The organism is Paraburkholderia flava (assembly GCF_004359985.1).
In the GTDB taxonomy this organism is placed as follows: Bacteria; Pseudomonadota; Gammaproteobacteria; order Burkholderiales; family Burkholderiaceae; genus Paraburkholderia; species Paraburkholderia flava.
Genome location: NZ_SMRO01000003.1, coordinates 237,872 through 250,911, shown reverse-complemented (window position 1 = coordinate 250,911; position 13,040 = coordinate 237,872). Strand labels below are relative to the sequence as shown.

General features: G+C 62.3%; 11 protein-coding genes. All 11 read left to right on the top strand.

Translation table 11 applies throughout. From position 1 onward, the window contains the following. The first annotated feature begins 90 nt into the window (after positions 1 to 90). The 11 genes from E1748_RS23550 to E1748_RS23500 all read left to right on the top strand — a co-directional run bounded on the left by E1748_RS23550 (position 91) and on the right by E1748_RS23500 (position 12,967). Positions 91 to 1,257: an ABC transporter substrate-binding protein gene (locus tag E1748_RS23550; RefSeq protein ID WP_133649690.1), complete on the top strand. Its 1,167-nt coding sequence runs from the start codon at positions 91 to 93 to the stop codon at positions 1,255 to 1,257. Positions 1,258 to 1,428: 171 nt separating this feature from the next. After that, on the top strand, positions 1,429 to 2,589 hold the full coding sequence (locus E1748_RS23545) for an ABC transporter substrate-binding protein (RefSeq protein WP_133649689.1): 1,161 nt from the start codon (positions 1,429 to 1,431) through the stop codon (positions 2,587 to 2,589). Between the two features lie 201 nt (positions 2,590 to 2,790). Beyond that, on the top strand, positions 2,791 to 3,846 hold the full coding sequence (locus E1748_RS23540; RefSeq protein ID WP_133649688.1) for a branched-chain amino acid ABC transporter permease: 1,056 nt from the start codon (positions 2,791 to 2,793) through the stop codon (positions 3,844 to 3,846). 4 nt (positions 3,847 to 3,850) lie between these two features. Next, positions 3,851 to 5,635, top strand: coding sequence for a branched-chain amino acid ABC transporter ATP-binding protein/permease (locus E1748_RS23535; protein WP_133649687.1), 1,785 nt, complete (start codon positions 3,851 to 3,853; stop codon positions 5,633 to 5,635). Next, positions 5,632 to 6,387, top strand: coding sequence for an ABC transporter ATP-binding protein (locus E1748_RS23530; RefSeq protein WP_420819349.1), 756 nt, complete (start codon positions 5,632 to 5,634; stop codon positions 6,385 to 6,387). Before E1748_RS23535 ends, E1748_RS23530 begins: the two co-directional genes overlap by 4 nt. A gap of 170 nt (positions 6,388 to 6,557) precedes the next feature. Further along, positions 6,558 to 8,519, top strand: a complete 1,962-nt coding sequence (mnmG, locus tag E1748_RS23525; protein ID WP_133649686.1) for a tRNA uridine-5-carboxymethylaminomethyl(34) synthesis enzyme MnmG — start codon at positions 6,558 to 6,560, stop codon at positions 8,517 to 8,519. Then, complete coding sequence (gene rsmG, locus E1748_RS23520; protein ID WP_133649685.1) at positions 8,516 to 9,217, top strand: 16S rRNA (guanine(527)-N(7))-methyltransferase RsmG; 702 nt, start codon at positions 8,516 to 8,518, stop codon at positions 9,215 to 9,217. Before mnmG ends, rsmG begins: the two co-directional genes overlap by 4 nt. Before the next feature lie 65 nt (positions 9,218 to 9,282). After that, the gene (locus tag E1748_RS23515; protein WP_133649684.1) at positions 9,283 to 10,053 is read left to right on the top strand and encodes a ParA family protein; all 771 of its coding nucleotides are present in this window, start codon (positions 9,283 to 9,285) and stop codon (positions 10,051 to 10,053) included. Between the two features lie 37 nt (positions 10,054 to 10,090). After that, complete coding sequence (locus tag E1748_RS23510) at positions 10,091 to 10,978, top strand: ParB/RepB/Spo0J family partition protein (protein WP_133649683.1); 888 nt, start codon at positions 10,091 to 10,093, stop codon at positions 10,976 to 10,978. Beyond that, entirely contained in the window at positions 10,978 to 12,138 is a 1,161-nt protein-coding gene (locus tag E1748_RS23505; RefSeq protein WP_420819355.1) for an SLC13 family permease, read from the top strand. The genes E1748_RS23510 and E1748_RS23505 overlap by 1 nt, the downstream gene beginning before the upstream one ends. A 292-nt stretch (positions 12,139 to 12,430) precedes the next feature. Further along, positions 12,431 to 12,967 carry an ATP synthase subunit I gene (locus E1748_RS23500; RefSeq protein WP_133649682.1) on the top strand — a complete coding sequence of 179 codons (537 nt, stop codon included), beginning with the start codon at positions 12,431 to 12,433 and terminating at the stop codon, positions 12,965 to 12,967. The last annotated feature ends 73 nt before the right edge of the window (positions 12,968 to 13,040 follow it).

Genomic DNA, 13,040 nt, shown 5'->3' with positions numbered 1-13,040 from the left:
TTAACCGACCGAGTGGTCGGTGATTTTAAACCGTCGGATTTAATTCGAACGAATTCAAAGACGCAGCGAATAAAACGGGTGAAAAAAGTAATGAAGTCGGCTTTGCGGTGGATGGGCGCGGCAGCGGTTGTCGCCGGGGTATGTGCGGTGACCGGTAACACGGCTTTTGCAGACGTGAAGATCGGCGTGACGGTGTCGGCCACGGGGCCCGCCGCATCGCTTGGGATTCCGGAGAAGAACACAGTCGGGCTGCTGCCTAAGGAAGTCGCGGGCCAGAAGATCGACTACATTGTGCTCGACGATGCAACCGATCCGACCCAGGCGGTGAAGAACATCCGCAAGCTCACCAGCGAGGATCACGTCGACGCGGTGATCGGCTCGACCGTCGTGCCGAATTCGCTCGCGATGATCGACGTCGCCGCCGAAACGCAGACGCCGATGATCTCGATGGCCGCGGCCGCATCGATCGTCGAACCGATGGATGCGAAGCGCGCGTGGGTCTTCAAGACGCCGCAGAACGACATCCTGATGGCCACCGCGATCGCGCAGCACATGGCCAACCACGGCGTGAAGACGGTCGCGTTCATCGGCTTCTCCGACGCGTACGGCGAGAGCTGGTTCAAGGAATTCGGCAAGGCCGCGGAGCTCGCGAAGATCCGCATCGTCGCGAACGAGCGGTTTGCGCGCAACGACACGTCAGTGACGGGGCAGGTGCTGAAGATGATGTCGCAGAACCCGGACGCGGTGCTGATCGCGGGAGCCGGCACGCCGGCCGCGCTGCCGCAGAAAGCGCTGCGCGAACGCGGCTACAAGGGCAAGTACTACCAGACCCACGGCGTCGCGAACAACGACTTCCTGCGCGTGTGCGGCAAGGATTGCGAAGGCACGTATCTACCCGCTGGTCCGCTGCTCGTCGCCGATCAGCTGCCCGATTCGAATCCGGTGAAGCAGTCCGCGCTCGCGTATCGGCGTGCGTATGAGGCCGCGTGGGGTGTGGGTTCCGTGTCGACGTTCGGCGGTCACGCGTGGGACTCGGGGCTGCTGCTGCAGCGTGCAATTCCGCTCGCGCTGAAGAAGGGTCAACCGGGTACGCCGGCGTTCCGCGAAGCGCTGCGCGCCGCACTCGAAAGCACGAAGGATCTGCCTGCGTCGCACGGCATTTTCAACATGAGCGCGGGGGACCACGCAGGACTCGATCAGCGGGCGCGCGTGATGGTGCAGATCGTCGGCGGGAAGTGGAAGCTTTCCGCGGACTGAAGGGACGGCATCGCGAACCTCAATGAACCCAAAGGCACGTGCAGTCAACGTGCCTTTTTTATTGCGCATCGAGCAGGGAAAACCATGCTTGGCACGTCCCGACCCGATCACTAGATTCAAGAACCGGCTCGCAGCCGGATTACACCTAGAGCAGCGATTTGGAGACAGTCGATGAAAAAAACGGGACAGTGGGTACGCGCCGGCGTTGCCGCGGCGCTGGTGTGCGGGGCGAGCGCCGCGAGCGCGCAGGTGAAGATTGGTGTGACGCTGTCGACGACGGGTCCAGCAGCGTCGCTCGGCATTCCTGAGAAGAACACGATCGCGTTGCTGCCGAAGGAGATCGGCGGCAAGAGCGTCGAATACATCGTGCTCGACGATGCATCCGACACGAGCCGCGCCGTGCAGAACACGCACAAGCTGATCGACGAGGATCACGTCGACGCGATCATCGGATCGACGGTGACGCCGAACTCGCTGTCGATGCTCGACGTCGTCGCGCAAGGCAAGACGCCGATGATCTCGCTCGCGGCATCCGCGGCAATCATCGCGCCGATGGACGCGAAGCGCGCGTGGGCGTTCAAGCCGCCGCAGAACGACAGCCTGATGGCCGACGCGATCGCCGACTACATGGAGCGGCACGGCGTGAAGACGGTGGGCTTCATCGGCTTCTCGGATGCGTATGGCGACAACTGGAACACGGTGTTCAACGCAGCGGCGACTGCGCATCATCTGAAGATCACGGCAAGCGAGCGCTTCAACCGGACCGATGCGTCGGTGACGGGCCAGGTGCTGAAGATCATGGGCACGAACCCGGATGCAGTGCTGATCGCAGGGTCGGGCACACCGGCAGCGTTGCCTGCGAAGACGTTGAAGGAGCGCGGCTACAAGGGCAAGGTCTATCAGACGCATGGCGTCGCGAATAACGACTTCCTGCGCGTGTGCGGCAAGGACTGCGAAGGCGAGCTGCTGCCGGCCGGTCCGATTCTCGTCGCGGATCAGCTGCCCGATTCGAACCCGGTGAAGAAGTCGTCGCTCGCGTACAAGACTGCGTACGAAAAGGTCTACGGCGCAGGCTCGGTCGCGACGTTCGGCGGTCACGCATGGGATGCGGGCCAGATGCTGCAGCAGGCGATTCCCGAAGCGCTGAAGAAGGCTCAGCCGGGCACCGAGGCGTTCCGCGAGGCGCTGCGTAGCGGGCTCGAGAACATCAAGGAGCTGCCGGTTTCGCACGGCATCATGAACACCACGCCGACCGACCACAACGGCCTCGACAAGCGTGCACGCGTGATCGTGCAGGTCGTCGACGGTAAGTGGAAGCTGCAGAACGACTGACACTAGCGGCTCGAGTTTTTCGGCTGTTTTCGCTTGTCTTTCGCTTGTCTTTTGCATCACGACGGCGCGCGGGGTTTCACATCGCGCCGTCTTTCTGATCAACGACAATGACATCCGCCCGCCGGTTCGCGGTGCGGCGGATGTGCCGCATTGCGCTCGTCCGATAGCGACATGCGGTCCGGCAACACACGAAGAGGAAGTATGGATCTATCAATTGCGGCGATCCTCGCGCAGGACGGGATCACCACCGGTGCCATCTATGCGCTGCTCGCGCTGGCACTCGTGCTGGTGTTCTCCGTGACGCGGGTGATCTTTATTCCGCAGGGCGAATTCGTTTCGTACGGCGCGCTCACGCTCGCCGCACTGCAGACACAGAAATTTCCGGCGACCTGCTGGCTGCTGATCGCGATGGGCGTCGCATGCTTCGTCGCCGAAGTCGCGGGGCTCGCTCGACATGCGGAGCGGCGTCGGCATGCGGCTCGCACGCTCGCTGTGCTCGCGGGCAAGTACCTGCTGTTTCCGGTTGCGGTGTATGCGGTGACGCGCGGCATGTTCATGCATCCGTTGCCGATGATCGTGCAGATTGCGTTGACGCTGCTGATCGTGATTCCGATGGGACCGTTCGTCTATCGGCTCGCGTATGAACCGATCGCCGAAGCGACGACGTTGCTGCTGCTGATCGTCGCGGTGGCGGTGCACTTCGCGATGGTCGGCCTCGGGCTCGTGATGTTCGGCGCGGAGGGGTCGCGGACCAACGCGTTCTCCGATGCGACATTTAACTTAGGCAGCCTGACGATCTCGGGGCAGAGCATCTGGGTGGTCGGCACGGCGATCGTGTTGATCGGCGTGCTGTACCTGTACTTCGATCGCACGATTTCCGGCAAGGCGCTGCGCGCGACGTCGGTGAACCGGCTGGGCGCGCGGCTCGTCGGTATCGGCACCACGCAGGCCGGGCGGCTCGCGTTCACGCTCGCGGCCGGGCTCGGTGCGCTGTGCGGCATTCTGGTCGCACCGCTCACGACGATCTACTACGACTCCGGTTTCCTGATCGGTCTGAAGGGCTTCGTGGGCGCGATCATCGGCGGGCTGGTGAGCTATCCGCTCGCGGCTGCGGGGTCCGTGCTGGTGGGTCTGCTCGAATCCTATTCGTCGTTCTGGGCGAGTGCGTACAAGGAAGTGATCGTGTTCACGTTGATCATCCCCGTGTTGCTGTGGCGCAGTCTCGCGAGCCCGCACGCGGAAGAGGACGAGGAGTGACGCGATGAAACGAATTCTGCGGAACCGTTTTTTCTGGCTCTTTCTCATCGTGATGTTTGCGCTGCCGGTACTGCCGCAGCCGATCCGCATCCCCGAATACTGGGTGACGCTGCTCAACTACATCGGGCTGTATTCGATCGTCGCGATTGGGCTCGTGCTGCTGACGGGCATCGGCGGGATGACGAGCTTCGGGCAGGCGGCGTTCGTCGGCGTCGGGGCCTACACGACGGCTTATCTGACCACGCAGTTCGGTGTGTCGCCGTGGCTCGCGCTGATCGTCGGCGTGCTGCTCACTGCGTTGATTGCACTGGCGCTTGGTATGGTGACGATGCGGCTGTCGGGCCACTTCCTGCCGCTCGGTACGATCGCCTGGGGGCTCGCGCTGTTCTTCCTGTTCGGCAATCTCGATCTGCTCGGCAAGTACGACGGCATCAACGGCATTCCCGTGCTCAACGTGCTGGGCATCGATCTCGAGTCGGGGCGCCATATCTATTACCTGATCTGGGTTGTGGTGCTGGGCGCCGTCGTGTCTGTTCAGAATCTGCTTAATAGTCGTCCGGGTCGAGCGATCCGGGCGCTGCGCGGCGGCGGGATGATGGCCGAAGCGATGGGCGTGAATACGGCTTGGATGCGCGTCGTGATCTTCGTCTACGCGGCAGTGCTGGCGTCGATCTCCGGCTTTCTCTACGCGCACTTGCAGCGGGCGGTGAATCCGACGCCGTTCGGACTGAATCACGGTATCGAGTTCCTGTTCATGGCTGTCGTCGGCGGAGTCGCGCACGTGTGGGGCGCAGTGCTCGGTGCGGCGATTCTCACGATCCTGCAGGACTATCTGCAGACGCTGCTCCCGAAGCTGCTTGGCGAGAACGGCAATTTCGAGGTGATCGTCTTCGGCATCCTGATGGTGCTGCTGTTGCAGTACGCGCGGCAGGGCGTATGGCCGTACGTCGCGCGGTTGTTTCCTCGCGGGCCGCGAGCCCATGTTCCCGATCATGCGGATCCATTGCCGCAACGCAGCAAGCCGACCACCGGCGAGCCGCTGCTGACAGTGAGCAAAGCACGCAAGCAGTTCGGCGGCCTCGTTGCAGTCAACGACGTGAGCTTCGACGTGCGGGCCGGACAGATCATCGGCCTGATCGGACCGAACGGTGCCGGGAAGTCGACGACCTTCAATCTGGTGACCGGCGTTCTGCAAGCGACGAGCGGTGAGATCACGTTCCGCGGCGAACGCATCGATTCGCTGAACGCGCGCGACATCGTCAAGCGCGGGATCGGCCGAACGTTTCAGCACGTCAAGCTGCTGTCGGGGATGACGGTTCTCGAGAACGTGGCGATCGGTGCGCATCTGCGTGGGCATGCGGGCGTGTGGCGTAGCGTCGTCAGACTGAATGAGGCGGAAGAGGGGCGGTTGATGGCGGAAGCGGCGCGGCAGATTCGCCGTGTCGGGCTCGAGCAGCACATGTACGAGGAAGCCGGCAGTCTGGCGCTCGGCCAGCAGCGGATACTGGAAATCGCCCGCGCGCTATGTTGCGACCCGACGCTGCTGCTGCTCGACGAACCTGCTGCCGGGCTTCGTTACCAGGAAAAGCAGCAACTCGCGACGCTGCTGCGCAAGCTGAAGGAAGAGGGGATGAGCGTTCTGCTGGTCGAACACGACATGGACTTCGTGATGAATCTGACGGACCGGCTCGTTGTGATGGAGTTCGGGACGCGTATCGCGGAAGGACTACCGGAAGATGTGCAGAAAGATCCGGCGGTGCTGGAGGCTTATCTCGGCGGGGTGGAATGATGACGACACAAGAGCCGATTCTTCGCGTCAGCAATCTGGCGGTGCGTTACGGGAAGGTGGAGGCGTTGCACGGCGCGGCGATCGAAGTGCGGGCCGGACAGATCGTTTCGGTCATCGGACCGAACGGTGCTGGGAAGTCGACGCTGCTGAACGCGATCATGGGCGCACTCCCTGTGACGGGTCACGCGAAAGGCGTGATCGTCTATCGGGGTGAAGACGTCGGGGCGATCCCGGTCGAAAAGCGTGTGGCCCGTGGCATGTGCCTGGTCCCGGAAAAGCGCGAGTTGTTCGCGACGATGACCGTCGAGGACAACCTGGTTCTCGGTGCGTATCGACGCAAGCGCGCGGGTGAGCGTAATTTTCTCGATCAGCTGGAGCCCGTTTTCGAACTGTTCCCTCGGTTGAAGGAGCGGCGCAAGCAGGCGGCCGGTACGCTGTCGGGCGGGGAGCGGCAAATGCTGGCTGTCGGTCGGGCGCTGATGGGCAAGCCCGATCTGCTGATGCTGGACGAACCGAGTCTCGGGCTTGCACCGCTGATCGTGAAGGAGATTTTTCATATCATCAGCGCGCTGCGGTCGAGTAACGTCGCGACGCTGCTGATTGAACAGAATGCACGCGCGGCACTGCAGATCTCGGATTACGGCTATGTGCTTGAAACCGGGGAGCTTGCGCTGAAGGGTGCTGCCGCTGAGTTGGCGCAGAATCCACGGGTCATCGAAACCTATTTGGGGCTGGCGAAGAAAGCGGCATAGTCGTCGCGACCTTGTTTGGCGGTGACGCGAGCGCCGTGTTTCACGTGAAACACGGCGCTTTTTTATTGTTGTCCGATCGGACGAAATTCGGGACAAAAGCGAACCCGCTATAATTCGCGCATACATTTTCCTTGGAAAGGCTCGCGCCGATGTTCGGGGCGAGATCCACGATGCTTTATCCCACAGAATTTGACGTAATCGTCGTCGGCGGTGGTCATGCCGGCACGGAAGCCGCTTTGGCTTCCGCGCGCATGGGCAACAAGACGCTTTTGCTCACCCACAATATCGAAACGCTCGGCCAGATGAGCTGCAATCCGTCGATCGGCGGAATCGGCAAAGGTCATCTCGTTAAAGAGGTCGATGCGCTCGGCGGGGCGATGGCTGCCGCGACCGATGAAGGCGGAATCCAGTTTCGTATTCTCAATTCATCGAAAGGGCCGGCTGTTCGTGCGACGCGCGCGCAGGCCGATCGGCTGCTGTACAAGCAGGCAATCCGGCATCGCCTCGAGAATCAGCCAAATCTCTGGCTGTTCCAGCAGGCCGTCGATGACTTGATGGTCGAAGGTGATCGGGTAGTCGGCGCCGTGACGCAGGTGGGGATCCGCTTCCGGTCGCGCGCGGTGGTGCTGACGGCCGGCACGTTCCTTGATGGGAAGATCCACGTCGGGCTGAACAACTACACCGGCGGTCGTGCTGGCGATCCGGCGGCCGTGTCGCTGTCCGCCCGGCTCAAGGAGATGAAGCTTCCTCAAGGACGACTGAAAACCGGGACGCCGCCGCGCATCGACGGCCGCACGATCGACTTCTCGAAGCTCGAAGAGCAGCCGGGCGACCTCGACCCGGTGCCGGTGTTCTCGTTTCTTGGCCGAGTAGAGCAGCATCCGCGGCAAGTGCCGTGCTGGGTGACGCATACGAACGCACGAACTCACGACATCATCCGGAGCGGTCTGGATCGCTCGCCGATGTACACCGGCGTGATCGAGGGCGTCGGGCCACGGTACTGCCCGTCGATCGAGGACAAGATCCACCGATTCGCGTCGAAGGAATCGCACCAGATCTTCCTCGAACCGGAAGGCCTGACGACCAACGAGTTCTACCCGAACGGGATTTCCACCAGTTTGCCGTTCGACGTCCAGCTCGAATTGGTTCGGTCGATGGCGGGGCTGGAGCATGCGCATATCCTGCGGCCGGGCTACGCGATCGAGTACGACTACTTCGATCCGCGTGGGCTCAAGGCGTCGCTCGAGACGAAGGTGATCCACGGCCTGTTCTTCGCGGGCCAGATCAACGGGACGACCGGCTACGAAGAGGCCGCTGCGCAAGGCTTGCTGGCGGGCATTAACGCCGGACTCCTCGTGCAGGGTAGAGACGCATGGTGTCCGCGGCGCGATCAGGCTTATCTCGGTGTCCTCGTTGACGATCTCGTTACCCGCGGCGTTTCCGAGCCGTATCGGATGTTCACGAGCCGCGCCGAATATCGGTTGAGCCTCCGCGAAGACAATGCAGACATGCGGCTGACGGAGATGGGCCGTGGGCTAGGCGTCGTCGATGATGTTCGTTGGGATGCTTTCAGTCGCAAGCGCGACGCTGTTTCACGTGAAACCGAGCGACTTCGCTCAACATGGGTGAACCCGAAAACACTGCCGGCCGACCAAGCAACGGCATTGCTCGGCAAACCGATCGATCACGAATACAGCCTCGCCGATCTGCTGCGCCGGCCGGGTGTTAGCTACGACGGCATTTGTGGTCTGCGCGACGGCGCATGCGGTCCGACCGAGTCGCTGTCGGGCGACGAGGTTCTGCTGTCGCAAATCAAGGAACAGATCGAGATCGCGATCAAGTATCAAGGCTATATCGACCGGCAAGCCGACGAGATCGAGCGCAACGAAGCGCATGAAAATACGAAACTGCCCGAAGGACTGGACTACGCCGAAGTCCGCGGCTTGTCGTTCGAAGCACGTCAGAAGTTGACGCAGTTCCGTCCCGAAACGATCGGCCAGGCGTCGCGGATTTCCGGCATCACGCCAGCGGCGATCTCGCTGTTGATGGTGCATCTGAAGCGCGGGCTCGGCCGTCGCAAGACCGGTGCGGCCGGTGGTGAGAAGGGCGGCGATAACCCGGTGGCTCAATGACCGCAGGTACCACTAGTCGCACGCAGGGGTCTTCATCGGATCGCGAAGCGCTTGCCACCATGCTCGAGAAGGGCGCCCGTGGCCTGAATCTGGATTTGAGCGCGGGCCAACGGGACAAGCTGCTCGATTACGTCGCGTTGCTCGTCAAATGGAATGCCGTCTACAACCTGACGGCAATTCGCGATCCGCGTCAAATGCTGGTCCAGCACATTCTCGATTCGCTATCGATCGTGTCGCATCTGGCCGCGCGCGGTCCGTCCACGGCGCTCGACGTCGGGTCGGGCGGTGGCCTGCCGGGCATCGTCCTGGCGATCGTCTTGCCGGACTGGAAGGTCACGCTGAACGATATTGTTCAGAAGAAAACGGCATTCCAGGCGCAGGCAAAGGCGGAACTGGGGCTTGCCAATCTCTCGGTGGTGACAGGGCGAGTCGAGACATTACGGGCCGGCGTCGAAGTGCCGACGCAATTCGACGTAATCGTCTCGCGCGCATTCGCAGAGCTCGCGGATTTCGTTACACTTGCCCGGCATCTTGTCGCGGAGAACGGCACGATCTGGGCAATGAAGGGCGTGTATCCCGATGGCGAGATCAGTCGATTGCCTGCCGGCGCCCGATCGGAGCGGGTCATCCGTCTCGACGTACCGCTGCTTGACGCGGAGCGCCATCTGGTCGAAGTCTTCGTAGATCGGGCCGGCTAACGTCGCTCTCTACTGCATCGATCTCCATTCCAATCATCCAGGGTAGCAAAAGGGACACACCAACGATGGCAAAAATCTTCTGCGTCGCGAACCAGAAGGGCGGCGTCGGCAAGACGACGACAGCAGTCAATCTTGCCGCGAGCCTCGCCTCGCAGGGCCAACGTGTTCTCCTCATCGACCTGGATCCGCAGGGCAACGCGACGATGGGGAGCGGAGTCAATAAGGCGGAATGCGAAAACACCGTCTACGAGGTGCTGGTGGACGGTGTGTCGGTCGCGACCGCGCGGGTGCGGCCCGAAGCCGTTCTCTACGACGTGCTGCCCGCGAATCGCGAACTGGCCGGTGCCGAAGTCGAGCTAGTCAGCGTGCAGAACCGCGAGCGTCAGTTGAAAGACGCGCTCGCGCACGTAGCCGACGACTACGACTTCGTGCTGATCGACTGCCCGCCGGCGCTGTCGCTGTTGACGCTGAACGGGCTGTGCGCCGCGCATGGCGTCGTTATCCCCATGCAGTGCGAGTACTTCGCGCTCGAAGGGCTCTCCGATCTCGTCAACACGATCAAGCAGGTGCACGCGAACCTGAATCGCGATCTGAAGGTAATCGGCTTGCTGCGTGTGATGTTCGATCCGCGGATCACGTTGCAGCAACAGGTATCGGATCAGCTGAAGGAGCACTTCGGCGACAAGGTGTTCGACGTCGTGATTCCGCGCAATGTGCGGCTCGCCGAAGCGCCCAGCTACGGGCTGCCGGGCGTGGTATTCGACCGGAACTCGCGTGGTGCGCAGGCCTATGTGCAGTTCGGCGCGGAAATGATTGAACGGGTTCGCGCGCTGTGACGCGCGGTCATCCATCCAGGCGGATCGAGGAAGTACGATGAACGCAGTAGCAAGAAAGAAGGGATTGGGCCGAGGCCTCGAAGCGTTGCTGGGCGGTAGCGCGGACATCACGGAAGCCGTGAAGATCGACGGTGCGCCCAATGCGTTGCCGCTCGACAAGCTGCAGGCCGGCAAGTATCAGCCGCGCACGCGGATGGATGAGGGTGCGTTGCAGGAACTGGCTGCGAGCATCCGGGCGCAGGGTTTGATGCAGCCGATCCTCGTGCGTCCTGTGAATCACGAGATGTATGAAATCATCGCGGGCGAGCGCCGCTTTCGCGCGGCCCGCATTGCTGGATTGACTGAAGTGCCGGTGCTGGTCAAGGATGTGCCCGACCAGACCGCGGCAGCGATGGCGCTGATCGAGAACATCCAGCGCGAAGATCTGAATCCGCTGGAAGAAGCGCAGGGCATCCAGCGGCTGCTCGACGAATTCAACTTCACGCACGAACAGGCCGCTGAATCTGTCGGGCGTTCCCGCAGTGCCGTGTCGAACCTGCTGCGTCTGCTCAATCTCGCGACGCCGGTGCAAACGATGCTGCTCGCCGGCGACCTGGACATGGGCCACGCCCGCGCGCTGCTGGCGGTCGATGCGGCGACGCAGATCGCGCTTGCCAACCAGGTCGTGAACAAGCGGATGTCGGTGCGCGAAACCGAAAAGCTGGTGACCGCCACCACCAAAGCGGCGCCGGCAGTCAAGGCGCGTGCGCAGCAAGACGGTGGTCGCGATACGCGCCGCCTTGAAGAAGAGCTGTCGGACCTCCTTTCCGCGACCGTGAAGATCAAGCTCGGTCGGCGGGGGCGAGGACAGGTTACCGTCGATTTCGGCGACCTCGACGCGCTCGAGGGCATTCTCGCCCGGCTGCGCGGCAACGCTGCAGCTTGATCGCCGCGACCGTGCAGGATCACGCAAGCGTCGAAAAGACGCCCTCGACAATCTGGCACCGGCTCGTCGCGCTCATCGCGAAGGAGCCCGTGCTGTCGGTGCTCGTCGCAGCGCTGATCGCGCTGCAAGCGTTTCATCCACAGCCGTGGACATCGCTGCCGGCGCTGGTCGACTGGCAAACGGTGCTGACGCTCGCGGGTCTGCTGATTCTGACCAAAGCCGTCGAATATTCAGGATTCCTGATGTGGTTGGCGCATCGCGTCGTGCATCACATTCATTCCGAGCGTGCGCTCGCATGTCTGTTGATCGGTCTCGCTGCCGCGCTATCGACACTGCTGACCAACGATGTCGCGCTGTTCGTCGTGATTCCGCTGACGCTGTCGCTGCACAAGCTGACACCGCTGCCGATCAGACGTCTCGTGATTTTCATCGCGCTCGCGGTGAACGCCGGCTCGATCCTCACGCCGCTTGGCAATCCGCAGAATCTCTTTCTCTGGCAGACGAGCGGCGTATCGTTCGGCGGCTTCGTGTGGGCGCTGGCGCCGCTGTGCGCGGTGTTGATGGCGATGCTGTATGTGCTCGCGGCGTTCGCGTTTCATGCCGTACCGCTCGATCTGTCGAACGACACAGAGCCTCATCCAGTCGATCGTCCGCTGCTCGGTGTTGCCATCGTGCTGTTCGCTGCGTTCGTCGTGCTGGCGGATGCGCATCGCGCGGGTATCGGCCTCGCGGGTGTCGGTGCTGGTTTTCTGTTGTGGCGTTACCGGATCGTACTGAAGATCGACTGGCTGTTGCTGCTGATCTTCGTCTTCATGTTCGTCGTGCTGCGCAGCGTCGCGGCGTTGCCGGCGGTTCACGCGACCGTCGCTCATCTCGGACTCACCACGCCGTTGCGCGCGTACGCCGCCGGCGCGGTGTTATCGCAGGGCATCAGCAACGTCCCCGCGGCAATCATGCTCGCGGAGTTCACACACGACTGGCGCGCGCTTGCGTTTGGCGTCAGCGTCGGAGGCTTTGGCATCGCGATCGGCTCGCTTGCGAATCTGATTGCCGTGCGGCTCTCCGGCGAGCGCGGAATGTGGGGGGCGTTCCACCTCTACTCGATACCATTCTGGGCTGTCGGCGGTATTGCCGGCGCGTGGTTGCTCACGCATTTTTGACGTCACGCAAGCCGCGCATCGCAACGCGAAGGAAGCGCTCACAGGCAGCGTCGCGGGCGACAAATGGCCCCCGCGCACGGGCGCCTTACAGATGCCGTTCGTCGCCGTGTCAAGGCTCTTCTTTCGCATCATGAAGCCTTGTTTCACCAAGGCGATTAACGCCCCTAAAGTCTTGAATTGCCTGCAACTATCGCTTACAATCGCCCGGATTTATTTGCTAGGCAGCCCCGTAAGTAGTGCGTAAGCTCGCGAGCTGGAAATCGGGAATTTGAGGACTTTGCGGAATACTGCGATGGCGGGTCAAGCGCCGGACGAAAGGCACGACGAACACCGCGCAGCGCAGGACCATTTTGCAGGGTCGTCGAATGTAAAACCCGTGTCGCATGACGACGCGTGGGATGCTGGGCAAGAGGATAAAAATATCGTTCCGCTCACAAGAGCCGAGGCTGAAAAGCTCTTCGGTTCGCAGGTGAGTCGTCCATCGCGCGTTACGCCTTTTCGGGTAGTGACGGCGCAAATGGTTTTGTCCCTGGGTGCGACGCTGTTGTGGTGGCTTTTTTACAAGCCGCCGGGCGCCGCTGCGCTGTCCGCGTTCCTGGGGGGAGCGATCTGCTGGGTGCCGAGCGCGCTGTTCGCGGCACGTCTGAGAACGCTGCGCGGTGCAGAAACGGCGATGAGCTGGATGATCGGCGAAGCGCTCAAGATGGGTGTCACGATCGCGATGTTTGTTGCCATCGCTTTCTGGTATCACGAAGCTCAGTGGGTTCCGCTGCTCGTGACCTACCTCGTCGCGCTGAAGACGTACTGGATCGCGCTCGCGTGGCGATGAAGTAACGAATGAACAAGTCGGTGCGCAGCGCCGGCGAGAGACGCGCGGGTTCGACTCGACCCGCGCCGGCGGG

What these genes read in the sequence shown, in the direction of transcription:
- E1748_RS23550 (WP_133649690.1), top strand. Translation starts at nt 91, where the DNA reads ATGAAGTCGGCTTTGCGGTGGATGGGCGCGGCAGCGGTTGTCGCCGGG.
- E1748_RS23545 (WP_133649689.1), top strand. Translation starts at nt 1,429, where the DNA reads ATGAAAAAAACGGGACAGTGGGTACGCGCCGGCGTTGCCGCGGCGCTG.
- E1748_RS23540 (WP_133649688.1), top strand. Translation starts at nt 2,791, where the DNA reads ATGGATCTATCAATTGCGGCGATCCTCGCGCAGGACGGGATCACCACC.
- E1748_RS23535 (WP_133649687.1), top strand. Translation starts at nt 3,851, where the DNA reads ATGAAACGAATTCTGCGGAACCGTTTTTTCTGGCTCTTTCTCATCGTG.
- E1748_RS23530 (WP_420819349.1), top strand. Translation starts at nt 5,632, where the DNA reads ATGATGACGACACAAGAGCCGATTCTTCGCGTCAGCAATCTGGCGGTG.
- mnmG (WP_133649686.1), top strand. Translation starts at nt 6,558, where the DNA reads ATGCTTTATCCCACAGAATTTGACGTAATCGTCGTCGGCGGTGGTCAT.
- rsmG (WP_133649685.1), top strand. Translation starts at nt 8,516, where the DNA reads ATGACCGCAGGTACCACTAGTCGCACGCAGGGGTCTTCATCGGATCGC.
- E1748_RS23515 (WP_133649684.1), top strand. Translation starts at nt 9,283, where the DNA reads ATGGCAAAAATCTTCTGCGTCGCGAACCAGAAGGGCGGCGTCGGCAAG.
- E1748_RS23510 (WP_133649683.1), top strand. Translation starts at nt 10,091, where the DNA reads ATGAACGCAGTAGCAAGAAAGAAGGGATTGGGCCGAGGCCTCGAAGCG.
- E1748_RS23500 (WP_133649682.1), top strand. Translation starts at nt 12,431, where the DNA reads ATGGCGGGTCAAGCGCCGGACGAAAGGCACGACGAACACCGCGCAGCG.